The organism is Nocardia sp. NPDC102475, from assembly GCF_055584605.1.
This window is the reverse complement of sequence record NZ_JBVJLS010000004.1, coordinates 276,543-293,750: the sequence shown is the minus strand read 5'-3', so window position 1 is coordinate 293,750 and position 17,208 is coordinate 276,543. Positions and strand designations below refer to the sequence as shown.

General features: G+C 66.6%; 17 protein-coding genes. 6 read left to right on the top strand and 11 right to left on the bottom strand.

Annotation, left to right across the window (positions count from 1 at the left end):
* The first annotated feature begins 32 nt into the window (after positions 1–32).
* Genes ACZ60G_RS09580 through ACZ60G_RS09570 form a run of 3 tightly spaced genes read left to right on the top strand, consistent with a single transcriptional unit; the run spans position 33 to position 2,862 of the window.
* The gene (locus ACZ60G_RS09580) at positions 33–662 is read left to right on the top strand and encodes a precorrin-8X methylmutase (protein WP_465808819.1); all 630 of its coding nucleotides are present in this window, start codon (positions 33–35) and stop codon (positions 660–662) included.
* Entirely contained in the window at positions 659–2,290 is a 1,632-nt protein-coding gene (gene cobJ / locus ACZ60G_RS09575) for a precorrin-3B C(17)-methyltransferase (protein WP_465808817.1), read from the top strand. Before ACZ60G_RS09580 ends, cobJ begins: the two co-directional genes overlap by 4 nt.
* 17 nt (positions 2,291–2,307) lie before the next feature.
* The gene (locus ACZ60G_RS09570; RefSeq protein WP_465808816.1) at positions 2,308–2,862 is read left to right on the top strand and encodes a dihydrofolate reductase family protein; all 555 of its coding nucleotides are present in this window, start codon (positions 2,308–2,310) and stop codon (positions 2,860–2,862) included.
* Between the two features lie 43 nt (positions 2,863–2,905).
* Here ACZ60G_RS09570 and ACZ60G_RS09565 read toward each other — a convergent pair whose 3' ends face one another.
* Together ACZ60G_RS09565 and ACZ60G_RS09560 are read right to left on the bottom strand one after the other, a co-directional pair.
* Positions 2,906–4,132: an MFS transporter gene (locus tag ACZ60G_RS09565; protein ID WP_465808815.1), complete on the bottom strand. Its 1,227-nt coding sequence runs from the start codon at positions 4,130–4,132 to the stop codon at positions 2,906–2,908.
* On the bottom strand, positions 4,132–4,773 hold the full coding sequence (locus ACZ60G_RS09560; RefSeq protein ID WP_465808814.1) for a GntR family transcriptional regulator: 642 nt from the start codon (positions 4,771–4,773) through the stop codon (positions 4,132–4,134). Before ACZ60G_RS09560 ends, ACZ60G_RS09565 begins: the two co-directional genes overlap by 1 nt.
* Positions 4,774–4,873: 100 nt before the next feature.
* On the opposite strand from ACZ60G_RS09560, the gene ACZ60G_RS09555 reads away from it, so the two are divergent.
* Positions 4,874–5,404, top strand: a complete 531-nt coding sequence (locus ACZ60G_RS09555) for a PadR family transcriptional regulator (protein WP_465808812.1) — start codon at positions 4,874–4,876, stop codon at positions 5,402–5,404.
* A 1-nt stretch (position 5,405) separates the two neighbouring features.
* On the opposite strand, the gene ACZ60G_RS09550 is transcribed toward ACZ60G_RS09555, so the two are convergent.
* From ACZ60G_RS09550 to ACZ60G_RS09530, 5 genes are all read right to left on the bottom strand, one after another.
* Positions 5,406–6,149, bottom strand: a complete 744-nt coding sequence (locus ACZ60G_RS09550; RefSeq protein WP_465809169.1) for a cobalt-precorrin-6A reductase — start codon at positions 6,147–6,149, stop codon at positions 5,406–5,408.
* Positions 6,146–6,727, bottom strand: coding sequence for a DUF8020 domain-containing protein (locus ACZ60G_RS09545; protein WP_465808810.1), 582 nt, complete (start codon positions 6,725–6,727; stop codon positions 6,146–6,148). The genes ACZ60G_RS09550 and ACZ60G_RS09545 overlap by 4 nt, the downstream gene beginning before the upstream one ends.
* 89 nt (positions 6,728–6,816) lie before the next feature.
* A complete protein-coding gene (gene cbiE / locus ACZ60G_RS09540) occupies positions 6,817–8,064 on the bottom strand; it encodes a precorrin-6y C5,15-methyltransferase (decarboxylating) subunit CbiE (protein WP_465808809.1) in 1,248 nt (415 codons plus the stop codon).
* The gene (locus ACZ60G_RS09535; RefSeq protein WP_465808808.1) at positions 8,061–8,816 is read right to left on the bottom strand and encodes an SDR family NAD(P)-dependent oxidoreductase; all 756 of its coding nucleotides are present in this window, start codon (positions 8,814–8,816) and stop codon (positions 8,061–8,063) included. The genes cbiE and ACZ60G_RS09535 overlap by 4 nt, the downstream gene beginning before the upstream one ends.
* A 43-nt stretch (positions 8,817–8,859) precedes the next feature.
* On the bottom strand, positions 8,860–9,384 hold the full coding sequence (locus tag ACZ60G_RS09530) for a hypothetical protein (protein WP_465808807.1): 525 nt from the start codon (positions 9,382–9,384) through the stop codon (positions 8,860–8,862).
* Between the two features lie 139 nt (positions 9,385–9,523).
* Between ACZ60G_RS09530 and ACZ60G_RS09525 the strand changes: the two genes are divergently transcribed.
* A complete protein-coding gene (locus ACZ60G_RS09525) occupies positions 9,524–9,928 on the top strand; it encodes a PPOX class F420-dependent oxidoreductase (protein WP_465808805.1) in 405 nt (134 codons plus the stop codon).
* Positions 9,929–10,143: 215 nt separating this feature from the next.
* Here ACZ60G_RS09525 and ACZ60G_RS09520 read toward each other — a convergent pair whose 3' ends face one another.
* Positions 10,144–11,271: a M24 family metallopeptidase gene (locus ACZ60G_RS09520; RefSeq protein ID WP_465808803.1), complete on the bottom strand. Its 1,128-nt coding sequence runs from the start codon at positions 11,269–11,271 to the stop codon at positions 10,144–10,146.
* An 89-nt stretch (positions 11,272–11,360) separates the two neighbouring features.
* Here ACZ60G_RS09520 and ACZ60G_RS09515 point away from each other — a divergent pair, with 89 nt between their 5' ends.
* Entirely contained in the window at positions 11,361–12,332 is a 972-nt protein-coding gene (locus tag ACZ60G_RS09515; protein ID WP_465808801.1) for a 5'-3' exonuclease, read from the top strand.
* A gap of 260 nt (positions 12,333–12,592) precedes the next feature.
* Here the strand turns inward: ACZ60G_RS09515 and ACZ60G_RS09510 are convergent, their stop codons facing one another.
* The 3 genes from ACZ60G_RS09510 to tatC form a co-directional block, all read right to left on the bottom strand.
* Positions 12,593–13,321 (bottom strand): DUF4333 domain-containing protein, encoded by a 729-nt coding sequence (locus tag ACZ60G_RS09510; RefSeq protein WP_465808799.1) that lies wholly within the window; start codon positions 13,319–13,321, stop codon positions 12,593–12,595.
* Between the two features lie 150 nt (positions 13,322–13,471).
* Entirely contained in the window at positions 13,472–16,174 is a 2,703-nt protein-coding gene (locus ACZ60G_RS09505) for a DEAD/DEAH box helicase (protein ID WP_465809167.1), read from the bottom strand.
* Entirely contained in the window at positions 16,171–17,166 is a 996-nt protein-coding gene (gene tatC, locus ACZ60G_RS09500; protein ID WP_465808797.1) for a twin-arginine translocase subunit TatC, read from the bottom strand. The genes ACZ60G_RS09505 and tatC overlap by 4 nt, the downstream gene beginning before the upstream one ends.
* Positions 17,167–17,208 lie beyond the last annotated feature (42 nt).

The following is a 17,208-nucleotide window of genomic DNA, read 5'->3' as shown; positions in this document are numbered from 1 at the left end:
TGCTGGGAGGGAGGGCTCATATGGTGGTGCGCATGTCCGATGTTCGTTATGTCAGTGATGGGGCCGAGATTTATCGGCGGTCGTTCGCGATGATTCGGGCGGAGGCGGATCTGAGTGGGTTTCCGCAGGATGTGGCGCAGGTTGTGGTGCGGATGATCCATGGTTGCGGGCAGGTGGATCTGGCCGGGGACGTGGCGTTTTCGCCCGGTGTGGTGGCGGCGGCCCGGGGCGCGCTGCGGGCGGGGGCTCCTATTCTCTGTGATGCGCAGATGGTCGCGTCCGGTGTGACGCGCAAGCGGTTGCCCGCGGACAATGACGTGATCTGCACCCTCGCCGATCCGCGGGTGCCGGAACTGGCTGCGGCGATGGGCAATACGCGGTCGGCCGCGGCGCTGGAGTTGTGGCGCGATCGCCTCGATGGCGCGGTGGTCGCCATCGGCAACGCGCCGACCGCCCTGTTCCATCTGCTCGATATGATCGACGCGGGTGCGCCGCGGCCCGCCGCGATCCTCGGCATTCCGGTCGGCTTCGTGGGCGCTGCCGAATCCAAGGACGCGCTGATCGAATTCGGCGGGGTCGAATATCTGACAGTGCGTGGGCGGCGCGGTGGCAGCGCCATTACCGCGTCGGCACTGAATGCGATTGCGAGCGAACAGGAATGAGCAACGGCAAGTTGTGGGGCGTCGGACTCGGCCCCGGTGATCCGGAGCTGGTGACGGTGAAGGCGGCGCGGGTGATCGCCGAGGCCGATGTCATCGCCTTCCACAGCGCACGCCACGGTCGCAGCATCTCGCGTAGCATCGCCGCGCCGTATATGCGCGCGGGCCAACTCGAGGAACACCTGATCTATCCGGTGACCACCGAGACGACCGACCACCCCGGCGGCTATCAGGGCGCCATCGACGAGTTCTACGAACAGGCCGCCGAACGCCTGGCAACCCATCTGGCGGCGGGCCGGTCGGTCGCACTGCTCGCCGCGGGCGATCCGCTGTTCTACAGCTCGTACATGCATATGCACCGCCGGCTGGCGGACCGGTTCGAGGCCGAGATCATCCCCGGCATCACCTCCGTGAGCGCGGCATCGGCCGCCCTCGGCACCCCGCTCGTCGAGGGTGAGCAGGTACTGACCGTCCTGCCCGGCACCATGCCCACCGACGAGCTCACCCGCCGCCTCCGCGATACCGACGCGGCCGCCATCATGAAGCTCGGCCGCACCTATCCCGGTGTGCGCCAAGCCCTCTCGGACTCCGGCCGCCTCGCCGACGCCTACTACATCGAACGCGCGAGCAGCACCCGCCAGCGCGTACTCGCCGCCGCCGACGTCGACGATGCGGATGTACCGTACTTCGCCATCACCCTCGTTCCCGGCCCGCAGCCGACAACCCCGCTGCTTCTTACGAATTCGGGGCAGGCGCAGTCGCAGAGGATCGGCGCGCAGGGTGCTACCGAGCTCTCCCGGACAGCGCCCGAGGCTGTGGGCAGCGAATCCCGCACTGCGCAGACAGTTCCTTTCGACAGGTCTCGAGTCGAGGAAACCTCGAGCGATTTCGGTGAAGTCGTGGTGGTCGGGCTCGGCCCGGGCTCACCCGAGTGGACCACACCCGAAGTCGAACGCGCACTCGCCGAGGCCACCGATCTGGTCGGCTACACGACCTACATCAATCGGGTGCCGTCGCGTCCCGGGCAGCGCAGGCATGCCAGCGATAACCGGGTGGAATCCGAACGTGCCGCCATGGCATTGGATCTCGCGAAACAGGGGGCCAAGGTGGTTGTCGTGTCCTCGGGCGATCCCGGGGTCTTCGCGATGGCGGCTGCGGTACTCGAAGAGTCCGCCGATCCGCAGTGGCAAGGCGTGCCGGTGCGCGTGCTGCCCGGGCTCACCGCGGCCAATGCGGTCGCCAGCCGCGTCGGCGCGCCGCTCGGCCACGACTACGCGATGATTTCGCTCTCGGATCGGCTCAAGCCGTGGGAGGTTGTCGCGCAACGTCTTTCGACGGTCGCGGCGGCCGATATGGCGATCGCGATCTACAACCCCGCCTCCAGTCAGCGCACCTGGCAGGTCGCGGCGATGCGTGACGTGCTGCTCGAGCATCGCAAGCCCGATACCCCGGTGGTGCTCGGTCGCGATGTCGGCGGACCCACCGAATCCGTGCGCGTGGTCACCCTCGCCGAGCTGGATCCGGCCGAGGTCGATATGCGCACGCTGCTGATCATCGGTGCCTCCACTACCGCCGTAATCGAGTCCGAGCAGGGCACCAAGGTCTACACTTCGCGCCGCTACCAGCGTTGATTTGGAAAGGCAACCCGATGCGCAAGCTCAAACTCCAGGTGCAGACCACCATCGACGGCTACATGTCCGGCCCGAACGGTGAGATGGACTGGATGACGTTCCAGTGGTCCGATGACCTCGCCGCCCGCGTCACCGCCATTACCGCCGAATTCGACACCATCGTGCTGGGCCGCAAACTCGCCGAAGGCTTCATTCCGCACTGGGCCTCCAAGCCGGAACACGAGCCCCAGGTAGCCATCGACAAGATGAACAACACGCCCAAGGTCGTGATCTCCAACAGCCTCACCGAATCGCCCTGGGAGAACACCGTCGTCGCGGGCGGCGACCTCGCCGAGACCATCAACAACCTCAAAGCCCAGCCGGGGGGCGACATCATCGTCTACGGCGGCGGCACCCTCGTCGCGAATCTGATCGCCGAGGACCTCATCGACGACCTGCACCTGTTCGTCAACCCGACCGCGATCGGCGCGGGCCTGCCGGTCTTCCGTGGCACCACCCGGCTCGACCTCGTCGCCGCAACCGGATTCGAGTGCGGGGTGACCGAGCTGCACTACCGGCCGAAGAGCGCCTGACCGCGGCCTCGTCGGGGATGCCGACCGGCATCCCCGACGGCCTTCAGGCGCGGTAATTCTTAACGATGAGCGCCAAGCATCCGGGCGCCCCCACTACGGCGGCCGCGAACATTGTCGGGTATCCCAGGCCGAAAGATTGATGCAGGAATGCCAGCAGCGCGGGGATACCGAAGCCTAGGTAGCTGACGGAGTAGAACACCGCGGTCAGTCCAGCGAGGTCGTCGGGACGAGCAATCCGCTCGATCTCCTGTAGTCCGGCCACCAGCCCGATCCCATATCCGGCACCGAGCACAGCAGCGGTGACGATGGTGAGCGCCAAGGCCAATGCGCCGGAAGCCCATGCGGCCGAGGCCATTCCACACACGACCAACGCCAGCGCGACAACTGCGGCACGGGCGGTGCCCGGTCGATCGATCCTGCGCGCCAGCGATTGGATCGCGAAACCACAGCCCAGCGTGATCACCGTGATCAATGCCGAGAACGCGATCGGTGCACCGTGCACCTTCGGCACCATCAGAGTGGGCAGCACCGCATAAGCCGTTGCGGCAGAGGTGAACAACCACAACGCGACCGGCAGCGCAACACACCGGAACCTGCGATGCGCCGCGGCCCGAACCTTCAGATCGTCGATCAACCGACCCGAATTCCGCTGCGCCGATAACGTTTCCGGTGCCCGAGCCACCCACATCGCCGCGATCAGACACAGCATCACATTGATCAGATACGCCAACGTATTCGGCAGCGGAGCCCACTGCGCGAGCACACCCGCCACACCGGCACCGACGGCGAACCCACCGGTCAGGCTCATCGCCGAGCGTCGCGCCCCGGTCCCCGCGACCAGCTCCGGCCCGAACGGCGGCTGCGAAAGTTCCTTGAGCCAACTGCTTCCCACCGCCATCGCCAGCCCGAGGGCCACCCCGCACAGCACCCGTCCGGCCGATAACAGCGGCACCGATCCCGACCCGAAGGCCAGCAGCAGCGAACCGGCCGCCCCGATCAACGGCGCCGGTCGCAGCAGTGCGCGACGGCCGTAGCGGTCCGAGAGCGGTCCGCCGATCAGCAAGGCGGGCACGATGCCGAGCACATAGTCGAACAGCAGCAGGTCCACCGTGGTGACCGGCAGTCCGTTGCCCTTGTACATCACCAGCGGCGGCGTGAATTCGTTTCCGCCCCAGGCGATCGCGAACATCACGGCCGCGACACCCCACCAGTGCCGCGAACTCTGCCGTGGTTCCACCGACCGGGTGTCGACGGCAAGCAGCGTTGCCATTACAGGCCTCTCATTTCCAACTGGTGCACGCCGGACATATGGTCCACGAGCGCGGTGGCGAATCCTGCCGCGTCGCCGATTTCGATCAGATGGGCCAGACGCGTGTGCTGCGCGATAATGCGGGCGGTATCGGTCGAACCACGGTGCAGAGCAGCGCTGTTCATGCGACGCTGCCGCTCCCGCAGCGAGTCGTAGAAGCCGGTGAGCAGCGGATTGCCCGCAGCGACCACATAGGTGCGGTGAAAGTCGGTGTCCACCACCGCGAATCGCTCGAAGTCCGCGGCGGCGGCCAGTTCGCGCTGCCGGTCCAGCGAGTCATGCAGTTCGGCGATCAGCGCGGCCCGCTCCTGCGCGACCACGGCGCGCACCGCTCCGGACTCCACGACATAGCGAGCATGTACGACGTGTTCGGCCTCGGCGGGCGGAATGGGCACCACCAGCGCGCCACGCTTGGGGTACAGCCGCATCCACCCCTCCACTTCGAGTCGAAGGAATGCCTCCCGCACCGGGGTCCGCGACATACCGAGGTCGGTGGCGATCTCGCCCTCACTGATCAGCTCACCACCCGGTAACGCACCGGTCAGGATGCGTTCCTTGACCTCGCGATAAGCGACTTCGGCGGATGAATACGTCTTAGACACAAGTTGAATCTTAGCGACACGTCATGGGTGCCCGACAGCAACCATGCGAGAGTCGTATAACATTCCACTATGGAACGTTGAGAGTGAGAGGAGCAGTACATTGGCGAACACCTCGACACAACGCAAAACGCTGAATTCCACGGCGGCGTCGCTGCTCGGATTTCTGCACGACGGTCCGATGTCGGGCTGGGATCTGGTGACCGAGGCCCAGGACCGGATCGGCGATTTCTGGACCATTACCCAAAGCCAGGTCTACCGGGAACTGGCCGCTATGGACGCGGCCGGACTCGTCGAAAAAGGGGAGATCGGGGCGCGCGAACGCACGCCGTATCAGATCACCGACGCCGGTCGCGAAGCATTCCTCGAATGGATCGCCCGTGACCCCGGGGCGGAGACCATTCGAGTGCCGCTGCTACTGACCCTGTCCTTCGGCAAGCACGTCGATCCCGATCATCTCGATAGAATCATTGCCGCCAACAAGGAAGTTCACCAGCAGCGCCTCGACCGCTACCTCACCGACGACCACACCGACATGTCCGCGTATCAACGCGCCACCCTCGAATTCGGCATCGGCTACGAGCGCACCGTACTCGCCTGGTTCGACCGCCTGCCGGAACTGCTCGGCCGCTGAATCAGCGGTATACGATCTCCCGCAACCACTTCCACGCCGCGTCGACGGATTCCACGACCGCCGCGCCGGGCGGCAGCTCGGGGCGGTCGACGACGACCACGGGAAGGCCCGCCGAACGAGCGGCATCCAGTTTGGCAGCGGTCTGATCGCCGCCACTGTCCTTGGTGACCAGCGCGTCGATCCGGTGTTGTATCAGCAGACGCTGCTCATCCGTGGGCGAGAAAGGCCCACGCGCGAGCAGCAATTCGTGCTGCGGCGGCAGCGCGCCGGTGGGCGGATCGATGGCCCGGATCAAGAACCACTGGTCCGTCAGGCCCGCGAAGGCGGCGACACCTTGGCGGCCGATGGTCAGGAAGATACGCTCCCCCAGCTCCGAAATCGCCTGCGCGGCGGCGTCGAGATCCGGCACCCGGATCCACCGATCACCGGGCTGTTCGGACCATCCCGGCCGCCGCACATGCACCAGCGGCAAACCGAGATCCGTTGCGGCACCTACCGCATTCGCACTGATCGTGCCCGCGAACGGATGTGTGGCATCGATGACGGCCGCGATCTCGTTGTCCGCCAACCACTTCCGCAGACCCTCCACACCACCGAAGCCGCCGATCCGCACCGGCCCCTCCGGCAGCAGCGGGTCGCGAACACGACCGGCGAGCGAGGAGACGATATCGAATCCTCGCTCGCCGGAGGCGATGTGGGCGATTTCCCTGGCTTCCCGGGTGCCGCCCAGAATCAGAGTTTTCAGGGCTGCCCGCTGAAGTAGGCGATGCCCGCATTGATCAGGTTCGGACCACCCGCGATGAGCAGACCGATCAACGCACCCACCGGCAGACCGATGCCGAAGAAGAAGAATCCGATGATGCCGCCGATCACGGCACCGAGCGAGGCGCGCTGCAGTTCGCTGAAGAACCACTCCTGCGAGGAGATGGCCTCGGCGCTGATCGCGGCGGTCGGCTCGACCTCCGGGGTCAGCGTCAACTGCTGGCCCGCGGGGTCGATGGTCGCCGCGATCGGGATCAGCTGGTCCCCGACCTGCGCCTGCAGCGGAATCGAGGTGACGACCGCACCCTCGGCGTTCTTCACCGTGACGTACTTCTGGTCGGCGTCCAGACTGAACGCGCCGCCGGTGACCGCCGCGACGATCGACTTGTCGACGAGTTGCACCGCGTAGTTCACACCGTGGTCCTCACCTTGGGCGACGGGCGCGGCCTGGTTCTGCACGGCAGGCGCGGGCGCCGCCGGCGCGGCGCCGGACGTACCCGCCGCAATACCGGTGGCGGCAACGGCCATCATTGCGGTGGCGGCAAACTTCTTGTACTTCATAAATCTCCCCAGTAGGACGCGGATCCGGCGATAACGTCCGGATCTCGGGCACCGACCCTACAGTCCGGTTCACCCGCGAAGCGAGGTTTTCAGACCGAGCCGCGTTTCACAACTACCCACTGGGCGACCGGCAATTGCGGCCGCCAGGTCGTGAACTTGCCGAGGGCTTCGGCCCGGTAAATCTGAAACTTCCGCAGTTCACCGCCGTACTCGGCGGCCCAATTCAGTAGCAATGCTTCGGATTCCGCTGTCACCGCATTCGCCACCAAGCGGCCACCCTGGCGTAGATGCGACCAGCATGTCTCGAGCACGCCATCCTGAGTGAGCCCGCCACCGATAAATATTGCGTCCGGAGGTGCTGAGTCGGTAGATTTTCCGATATCGGTGAGTATCTCTCCAAAAACACCGATGTATGGAACACCAAGGGCGGCGGCGTTGTCGGCGATCCGCCGCCGCCGGTGTTCGAGTCGCTCGAAGCTGACCGCCCGACAGCTCGGATGCGTGCGGCACCATTCGATCGCGATACTGCCTGAACCCCCGCCGACATCCCACAGCAATTCCCCGGGCGCGGGTGCCAGCGCGGCCAGCGTCAGTGCCCTGACCTCGGATTTGGTGAGCTGACCGTCACCGCCGAAGAGCTCATCCGCCAGTCCGGGCACACGCGTCGCACGCAGGTGCTTCGGGTCGGCGACGCAGTCGATCGCGACGATATTGAGCGGGTCCCCCGCCGCGAGTTCCCATGCCGCCGCGCGATCGCGCACGATCCGTTCGCGCGGGCCGCCCAACTGCTCGAGCACGGTCAACATCGACTCACCGAAACCGTTGTTCCGCAACAGTTCCGCGAGCTGTCCCGGTGTGTGCTGGTCGGCGCTCAGCACCAGCACCCGCCGTCGGTCCGCCAACTCGGGCAACACCGTCTCCACTGGCCGCCCCACCGCGCTGACCACCGGAGTTTCCGCCAATGCCCACCCCAGCCGTGCACATGCCAGCGATGCCGATGATGCCTGCGGAAAAACCCGCAGATGATCCGCACCGAACAGCCGTGCCAACGTCACCCCGATGCCGTAGAACATCGGATCCCCACTGGCCAGCACGCATATCTGCCGACCGGTGCGGTCGGCGAACAAACCGGGCAGTGCGGGTACCAACGGTGAAGGCCACACCCGCTGCGCCACCGCAACGTCCTGCGGAATCAGCTCGAGTTGCCGCACCGATCCGAATACCACATCGGCATCCGAGACCGCTTCGCGCGCGGCCTCGCCGAGCCCGCTCCACCCGTCGGCACCGATACCGACCACAGCGATCGGCGGCCCACTCCACTGCGCACCGCGGTTCACCGCGGCATCCGACGCCAGATGGGTTGGGGCAGTAGGCGGATCGCGAAGATGACCGGACGCAGGATCCCGGGGACCCACACCCGACCGGCACGACGACGCAGGCCGCGCACGACCGCATCCGCCACCTGGTCGGGGGTGCTGGACATCGGTGCCGGATCCATGCCCTCGGTCATCCGGCCGATGACGAACCCGCAACGCAGCAGCAGCAGGTGAACACCGCTGCCGTGCAAGGCATCCGCGAGACCGCTGGCGAATCCGTCGAGACCCGCCTTCGCCGAACCGTAGACGTAATTGGCTCGCCGCACCCGCGCGCCCGCGAACGAGCTGAAGACGACGAGATGCCCGCTGCCCTGCGTCCGAAGCATATTCGCGAGGATGGTGAGCACGCTGATCTGCGCGACGTAATCGGTGTGCACGACCGCGATCGCATGTGCCGGATCGCATTCGGCCCGCGCCTGATTCCCGAGCACTCCGAATGCGACCACCGCGACCCCGATCCCCCCGTACTCGGCCGCGATCTTCTCCAGCAGCGCGGGATGACTCGCCGTATCGTCCGCATCGAATTCGACGGTATGCACTGCCGTCGCCCCGGCTGCCGCAACCGCCGCACTCTCCTGCGTCAACTCCGCGCTGCGCCGCGCCGCGAGTATCACCACACGGCCCGGAGCCAGCCGCCGCGCCACCTCGAGCCCGATCTCACTGCGGCCCCCGAGTACCAGCACCGGCCCCTCGGCAATTCCACGCGATCCCATGCCGCCAGTCTTTCACCTCACCCCGCTGTGCCGATCCGCCAGGTCAGACGATCTCGAGCTGATAGGAGGCCTCGACCCAGAAGCCGCCCGGCTCGTACTCACCGCCGAAGGTGAGGATGTAGTCGCCGCGGACCAGGTCGTCCAGCCTGCACCAGAGCCCCCATGCCGTCGCCTTGAACCGGCCGGTCACCTGGAACGGGCCGCCCGCTGCCGGGTTGATGGGGAATGCCGCGCGGTTGGTCACTTCCAGCAGCGGTAATGCGACGCCGTTCAGCTCGGCGTGACCGCTCGCCGTCGGTGCCACCGGCGGCCTACTGCCGAATTGGAAAATCGACCTTTCGACCTTCTGGAAAATATTGAAGGCGGGAAAGAAGATCGGGCGACCGTAGGGCACGGTGCAGCTTCGGCTGGCCTTGCCACCGAACGTTCCGGCGAGGAACCAGACATCGTCGGGCTGAGCTTCGGCCGCGCAGGCTCCGGTCTCGTCGCAGACCGGATTCTTGGCGATCGGAATCGACATGGCCCACTGCCACCATCGAGCGGCCAACTGGACATCCGTGCTCTGCATCCCTGAACCCCTCGATGGTCGATCTCGGCGCTCAGAATATCCGAGCACGCACGAAACACCGAACTGACCAGTCCGTACCGGACGTGCGGACCCGGTATGTGCCGGTGCCGGGCGGCCCGCATACCGCTACGGTCAGGGGATGCCGACCAGCACCGCACAGCTGTCCACTGCCGCACTCGAATTCGTCACCGAGCGACACCTCGCGACCCTGACCACCCTGCGTGCCGACGGCACGCCGCATGTGGTCGCGGTGGGCTTCACCTGGGATCCGGAAGCCGGGATCGCGCGAGTGATCACCAACGACGGCTCGGTGAAGGTGCGCAATGTTCGGCGCTCCGGCTACGCGGCAGTGAGCCAGGTGGACGGAATCCGCTGGATCACCCTGGAAGGTCCGGCTACGGTGCTCGACGATCCGGACAACGTCGCAGAAGCCGTCGACCGATACGCGGGCCGCTACCGAGTACCCCGCGAGAACCCGACCCGCGTGGTCATCGCCATCCAAGTCCAGCGCGTACTCTCCAGCAGCACCCTCGCCCCGGCCTGAACCACCGCCGACCTGACCGCGAACCCGAAGTCATTGCATCCCAGGGTATTTCGCCGCGCCCCAGCATGCCGCGCCGCATCTCAGGGCGCGAAGAATCATCGAGCCAGGGACGCCATCACTGTGCTCGCATTCGCCACGCCGCTCGCAGCGCGGTCACACTTACGACGAATTCACGGCCGGTAGCAACCCCAGCAGTCACGGAGACACAGCCCGGCTCAGAGCACGGTCAAACCATGCGGCCGCTGGTTCATCGACTCGCAGCCGTCTTCGGTGACCACGACGATGTCCTCGATGCGTGCGCCCCAATCGCCACGGAAGTAGATCCCGGGTTCGATGCTGAAGGCCATGCCGGGTTCCAGGACCATGCTGTTGCCTTCGACGATGTAGGGCTCCTCATGGACCGAGAGACCGATGCCGTGTCCGGTGCGGTGGACGAAGGCGGGGCCGAAACCGGCTTCGGTCAACAGGTTTCGGGCCGCGGCGTCGACGGACTCGGCGGTGACACCGGGGCGGACGGCGGCGACCGCGGCAGCTTGGGCGCGCTCCAGTTCCCCGAATTGTGTGGCCACGGTGGACTCGGGCGCACCGAGGACGTAGGTGCGGGTCGAGTCCGAGTAGTAGCCGGGGTCGACCGGGCCGCCGATATCGATCACCACCACATCTCCGGTTTCGATGCGACGATCGGACACGCCGTGGTGCGGGTCGGCGCCGTGCGGTCCGCTGCCGACGATGACGAACGCCGCCTCGGTGTGCCCCTCCTCGACGATCGCCTCCTTGATGTCGGCGCCGACCTCGGCCTCGGTGCGCCCGACGCGCAGGAATTCACCCATCCGCGCATGCACCCGGTCGATGGCTGCGCCCGCACGCCGCAGTGCCTCGATTTCGGCCTGGTCCTTGATCATTCGCAGTTCCCGCAGCACCGGCGTGGCCGAAGTGGGCAGTCCACTGACGGATTCGGCCAGCGGCAGCAGATGCAATGCGGGCATGACATCGGTGACCGCGACCCGGGAGCCGACGTGCAACGACGACTTCACGAGCTGATACGGATCGACGCCGTCGACCCAATCCAGCACCTGCAGACCGAGTTCACCCGCAGCCGAACCCTCCAGCGAGGCCAGTTCCAGCTTCGGAATCACCACCGAGGGGGTGGCGCCATCGGCCGTGATCACCAGACAAGTCAGTCGTTCGAAGGACTCCGCGGCCGAGCCGATGAGATAGCGCAGATCCGGCCCCGGCGTGATCAATAGCGCGTCCAGATGAGCGGCGCGCATCAACTGCACCGCCCGCTCGAGTCGATCACCGTAGACATCCGCCGCGAATCGGGACTCCGTGTGCGAGCTCATACCGTGCGACGTTACCCGCCCCCGATATCAACCAGAATGCGAATACCGATCGCCCGAGGTTGTCGTTGCGGACAGGTAGCCTCAGCGGCGTGAACACTGCGACTTCCGGTGGGCCCCTGCTGTTGCTCGATGGCGCGAGCCTGTGGTTCCGCGCGTTCCACGCGATTCCGGAGAAAATCACCGCACCCGACGGCCGATCGGTGAACGCCCTGCGCGGCTTCACCGATATGGTCGCCTCGCTCATCACCAAGCACAAGCCGAGCCGGTTGGTCGTCTGCCTGGACCTGGACTGGCGCCCCGCATTCCGGGTGGCGCTGGTGCCGACCTACAAGACCCACCGTCTCGACACCACCGCCGATGCGGCACCCGGCGCCGAGGAGGTGCCGGACACCCTGACCCCGCAGGTTGAGATGATCCTCGACGTGCTCGCTGCGGCGGGCATCGCTACCGGCGGCGCGATCGGACTCGAGGCCGACGACGTGCTCGGCACTCTGGCCACCCGCGAGCGCACCGATCCGGTGGTGGTCGTCAGCGGCGACCGCGATCTGCTCCAACTCGTCCGCGACGATCCGGCACCGCCGGTGCGCGTGCTCTACGCTGGTCGCGGATTGGCCAAGGCCGAATTGTTCGGTCCCGCCGAGGTGTCCGCGAAATACGGTGTGCCACTGGAGAATGCGGGCCCTGCCTATGCGGATATGGCGACCCTGCGCGGCGACTCCTCCGACGGCTTGCCCGGCGTCGCAGGTATCGGCGAGAAATCCGCCGCGATGCTCATCTCCCGCTTCGGCTCCCTCGACGCGCTCACCGCGGCGGTGGACGACCCCGCAGCCGATATGGCCCAGGGCATCCGCGCCAAACTCCGCGCCGCCGAGACCTACCTGAAAGCCGCCGCCCCGGTCACCCGCGTGGTCTGCGACGCCGATGTGGAGCTGTCCTGCCCCGACACCCTCCCCACGGCCCCCGCCGACCCGGACCGCCTCCGCGAACTGGCCACCGCCTACAACGCGGAAAGCCCCATCACCCGTCTGATCGCGGCACTGACCGCGGCGCACTCGGGGTGACCGCACCCGATCGTCACGCACAAGCGCGAGGCCTCGCATACCCGGTAACGACCTCGCATAGGTTGCACAGCTTGTGCGAGGCCGTCGCAACCTCTGCGCCACCAGGCGAACAGCTCGGCGGTGCGCCGCCCGACTCAGCAGTTGGACCTACCTGAGGAGTACCTGGTCGCCGCGCCAACGTACCCGCGCTCGCCTACTAGGCCCGCGCAACGGGGTCGCCCCACCGACGCCCGCTCGCCGACCTGCCGACCGAAGAACCGTCAGTTCGGGCGGCCGACCTCGTAGGTTCCGTCGTCCTTGGTGATCTTGACGGTGACCTTCTTCTGCTCACCGCTGACCTTCAGGTCACAGGTGAAGGTCGCGTCGACCTTGACCTGCTGGCCGGAGGGGCAGGAGACATCGGCGACGTCCTGGATTCCGTAAGAATCCGAGAGCACCTTCTTGACCCCGTCCTGGACAGCGGCTTGGTCGAGCTCGTCCTTGCTGGTCAGCACGAGCACCAGCACCACGATGGCGCCGATGACGGCGAGCGCGAGCACACCTAGGCCGATGAACAGGCCTTTGCTCTTACCGCCGCTGCTCGGCTGCGGGGTCTGCTGCTGCCACGGCTGCTGCTGGCCCTGCTGCCAGGGCTGTTGCTGCCCCTGCTGCGCGGACCAGTCCTGCTGTGTCGGCTGCTGTCCCCACTGCGGCTGACTCGGCTGGCTGGGCTGGGGCTGGCCCCACTGCGGCTGGCTGGGCTGGCTCTGTGGGTTCGGCTGACCCCACTGCGGCTGACTGGGCTGGCTCTGCGGATTAGGCTGGCCCCACGGCTGCTGCTGCGCGTTCGGATCGCCCCACTGCTGAGTCGGCTGCGCCTGCGGGGTGCTACCCCACTGCTGGGTCGGCCCGGCTGCACCGGGTGCCTGCTGTCCGCCCCACTGCTGGGTGGGATCGTTGCGTCCCTCCCCGGGACCAGGGGCGTCGTTCGGTCCGTACGGGCCGCTCATCTGGTTGCCTCCACTCGCATCGTTATACACACGGTAGCCCCCCGCGTGAGACTCGTCGCACAACAGGACCGATCCGGTATGAGGTGCGATCCTGTCCGACTCCTCCGCCACGGTCGGTACGCGAAAGAAATCAAATCACAATCGAATCGGCTACGCGGCGTCCACGGCTACGACACCCCGTCGGATCGCGCGGACGGCCTTGGCCGCGGTCCCGGCGATCTCCACATCGTCGGCGGTTCCGTGGATCTGGTCGAGCAGATCGATCACCTGTCGGCACCACCGCACGAAATCGCCCGCGGACAGCGGTGTGTTCTGATCGCCGCTGGCCAGCAACGACTCGGCCAACCCATCGCCGCGCGCCCATTTGTAAACACCTGTCACGAAACCGAGATCCGGTTCGCGGGTGGGCGGCAGCTTGTGCCGTGCCTCATCGGAGCGCAACTCGCTCCACACCCCGACGGTCGCGCCGACGGCACGGCGAATCGGTTCGGTCGGCCCGCTGGCACCGAGATAGCCGCCGTCCTGGCGGGATTCGTACACCAGAATGGAAACCACCGCCGCCAATTCGGCCGGACCGAGCCCGCGCCACAGTCCCTGCCGCAGACATTCGGCGACCAGCAGATCACTTTCGGCGTAGATCCTGGCCAGCCGCCGACCGTCGGCGGTCACTTCGCCCACGTCCACGAACCCGCGTTCCTCGAGCAGGCCGAGGATACGGTCGAAGGTGCGCGCCAGCGAATTGGTGGTCGCGGCAACCTTCTGGCGCATCGTCTCGGTCTCGCGCAGCAACCGGTTGTAGCGCTCGCCGACCCGGCTCATCTGCTCGCGATCGGGCCGCGCATGCGCCGGATGCGAACGCAGACTGCGCCGCAATGTCGACAGCTCGCGGTCCTCGCCCGCCTGCGAACGGTCACCGCGCCGCGGCCGGTCCGGCGCCGAGATTCCGGTGCTGCGCAACGCCGACGCCAGATCGCGCCGAGTCCGTGCCGTGCGGTGATCGATCTTGCGCGGCAGCCGCATATGTCCCAGCGTCTTCGCGGGCACCGGGAAGTCGGCGACCGATACCCGACCCGCCCACTTGTCCTCGGTCAGTACCAGCGGACGCGGATCCCCCGGCGTGGCATCCGGCTCCAGAATCACCGCGAGCCCGGCCCGCCGCCCGGACGGAATGGCCACCACATCGCCGCGCCGCAGGGATACCAGCGCATCGACCGCGGCCCCGCGCCGATCGGCCCGACCCTGCTGTGCGATCTGACGTTCACGCTGCTTGATTCGCTCGCGCAGGGAAATGTATTCCAGGAAGCCGCCGTCCTCGCCGCCGAGCTGATCGCGCAATTTGCGCAACTGCCCCTCATTGCGCTCGATCCCGCGCACCAGCCCCACCACCGACCGATCGGCCTGGAACTGCGCGAAAGACCGCTCGAGCAGTGCCCGCGACTCGTCCGCGCCCATCCGATCGATCAGATTGATCGACATGTTGTAGCCCGGCCGGAACGAACTGCGCAGCGGATAGGTCCGGGTGGAGGCGAGACCGGCGACCGCACTGGTGTCGACCTCGGGCTGCCACAGCACCACCGCATGGCCCTCGACATCGATCCCGCGCCGCCCGGCCCGGCCCGTGAGCTGCGTGTACTCCCCCGGCGTCAGCTCCGCGTGCGACTCGCCGTTGTACTTGACCAGCCGCTCGAGCACCACCGTCCGCGCGGGCATATTGATACCCAAAGCCAGTGTCTCCGTGGCGAATACGGCCCGCACCAGACCACGCACGAACAATTCCTCGACAGTATGCCGGAAGGCGGGCAGCATGCCCGCGTGATGCGCGGCCAGGCCGCGATGCAGCGCCTCGCGCCACTCCCAGTAACCGAGCACCTCCAGATCGCCCTTGGGCAGATCCCCGGTGTGCTTCTCGATGATCGCGTCGATCTCTTCGGTCTCGTCGTCACGGCTGAGATCCAGTCGCGAACGCAGGCACTGAGCAAGCGCCCCATCGCACCCGGCCCGGCTGAAGATGAAGGTGATCGCGGGCAGCAGGCCTTCCTCATCGAGCTTGGCCAGCACCTCCGGCCGCGGCAACGGCCGGAAGTTGCGGTTGCCCCCGCGACCGCGCGGTCCACCCCAGCCGTTCATTCTGTCCGCCGCCTCACGGTGGCGGATATAGCGCACCAAATCCTCGTCGACCAGGACCTTCTGCTCGCTGGAGTCGGTATCGAACAGATCGAACATCCGCCGTCCGACCATGACGTGCTGCCAGAGCGGCACCGGGCGGGTCTCGTCGACGACCACCGCGGTATCACCGCGCACGGTTTCCATCCACGCGCCGAATTCCTCGGCATTGCTGACCGTCGCGGACAGGCTGACCAGCCGCACATCCGGCGGCAGATGCAGGATGACCTCCTCCCAGACCGCGCCGCGGAAGCGGTCGGCGAGGTAGTGCACCTCGTCCATCACCACATACGACAGCCCGCGCAGCGCGTCCGAGGAGGCGTAGAGCATATTGCGCAGCACCTCGGTGGTCATCACGACCACCGGCGCATCCGGGTTGATCGACTGGTCACCGGTGAGTAGTCCGACCTGGTCGCGCCCGTACCGCTCGGTCAGATCGGCGAACTTCTGGTTCGACAGCGCCTTGATCGGTGTGGTGTAGAAACACTTTCCGCCCGCTGCCAACGCGAGGTGCACCGCGAATTCGCCGACGACGGTCTTACCCGCGCCGGTCGGGGCACAGACCAGCACGCTGTGCCCGCCCTCGAGGGCTTTACAGGCATTGCGCTGGAAGGGATCCAACCCGAAAGTCAGCTCGGCGGAGAACTTTGCCAGCTCGCCCGCCTGCGACTGGTGATACGTCACGGTCAGAGGGTATCGGAGTAGTCCGACATCGGGGGATGGTCGCCGGCGGAGCCGGCGGAGTGGGTAGGCATAGCTCGCGCCGATTTCTCTGCGGGATCCATGATCGAATCGGCGGGGTTGATCGGCTCGGGACCGGAGATCGTCGAGGCTTCCTCATCCGCAAGCGCCGCCAATTCCTCGGCCTCCCGACGTGCGCGGCGCTTGTCGTTGATCCGGGAGAATTGGATGGCGACCTCGAACAGCACCGTCAGGGCCAGCGCCAATGCCAGCATGGAGAACGGATCCTGCGGGGTCACGATCGCGGCGAAGACGAAGAGCCCGAAGACGATTCCGCGCCGCCACTTGGCAAGCTTGTCGTAGCGCAGCACCCCGACCAGATTCAATCCGACTACCAGCAGCGGGATTTCGAAGCTGACACCGAAGATGACGAGCAGCTGGATGATGAAGCTGAAGTATTGCGTACCGCTCAGCGCGGTGATCTGCGCGTTGTTGCCGATATTCAGCAGGAAGCTCAACGCGTGCGCGACAACCCAATACGCGAGTACGGCGCCGGTCACGAACAGCGCGCTACCGGAGGTGACGAAGCCGACCGCGTACTTGCGTTCCTTCGCGTACAGACCGGGCGTGATGAAGGCCCAGATCTGATACAGCCACACCGGGGCAGCCAGTACCACGCCCGCCGTCATACCGACCTTCAACCGCAGCATGAACTGTTCGAAGGGAGCGGTCGCCAGCAGACGACAGGCGCCGTCGGTGGTGAGCACGGCTCGGGACGAGGCGGGCAGGGAACAGTAGGGTCCGGTCAGCAGTGAACCGAGGCTTTCGACGCCGAAGATCGTGTGCGCGTACCAGAAGAAGCCGAACAGCGTGGTGATGACGACCGCGGCAATCGAGATCAGCAGCCGACGACGCAACTCTTGCAGATGCTCGACCAACGACATGGTGCCGTCGGGATTCGTCCTGCGCTTACTGCGCCGGGGATCGAACGGGATTCGCATGGTGGTGTGTTGGCCCCTGGGGTCGACGGTGCCCGCAGCGGT

Excerpts from the sequence above, each read along its gene's own strand:
- ACZ60G_RS09580 (WP_465808819.1), top strand. The coding sequence starts at position 33 with ATGTCCGATGTTCGTTATGTCAGTGATGGGGCCGAGATTTATCGGCGG.
- cobJ (WP_465808817.1), top strand. The coding sequence starts at position 659 with ATGAGCAACGGCAAGTTGTGGGGCGTCGGACTCGGCCCCGGTGATCCG.
- ACZ60G_RS09570 (WP_465808816.1), top strand. The coding sequence starts at position 2,308 with ATGCGCAAGCTCAAACTCCAGGTGCAGACCACCATCGACGGCTACATG.
- ACZ60G_RS09565 (WP_465808815.1), bottom strand. The coding sequence starts at position 4,132 with ATGGCAACGCTGCTTGCCGTCGACACCCGGTCGGTGGAACCACGGCAG.
- ACZ60G_RS09545 (WP_465808810.1), bottom strand. The coding sequence starts at position 6,727 with ATGAAGTACAAGAAGTTTGCCGCCACCGCAATGATGGCCGTTGCCGCC.
- ACZ60G_RS09535 (WP_465808808.1), bottom strand. The coding sequence starts at position 8,816 with ATGGGATCGCGTGGAATTGCCGAGGGGCCGGTGCTGGTACTCGGGGGC.
- ACZ60G_RS09530 (WP_465808807.1), bottom strand. The coding sequence starts at position 9,384 with ATGCAGAGCACGGATGTCCAGTTGGCCGCTCGATGGTGGCAGTGGGCC.
- ACZ60G_RS09525 (WP_465808805.1), top strand. The coding sequence starts at position 9,524 with ATGCCGACCAGCACCGCACAGCTGTCCACTGCCGCACTCGAATTCGTC.
- ACZ60G_RS09520 (WP_465808803.1), bottom strand. The coding sequence starts at position 11,271 with ATGAGCTCGCACACGGAGTCCCGATTCGCGGCGGATGTCTACGGTGAT.
- ACZ60G_RS09510 (WP_465808799.1), bottom strand. The coding sequence starts at position 13,321 with ATGAGCGGCCCGTACGGACCGAACGACGCCCCTGGTCCCGGGGAGGGA.
- tatC (WP_465808797.1), bottom strand. The coding sequence starts at position 17,166 with ATGCGAATCCCGTTCGATCCCCGGCGCAGTAAGCGCAGGACGAATCCC.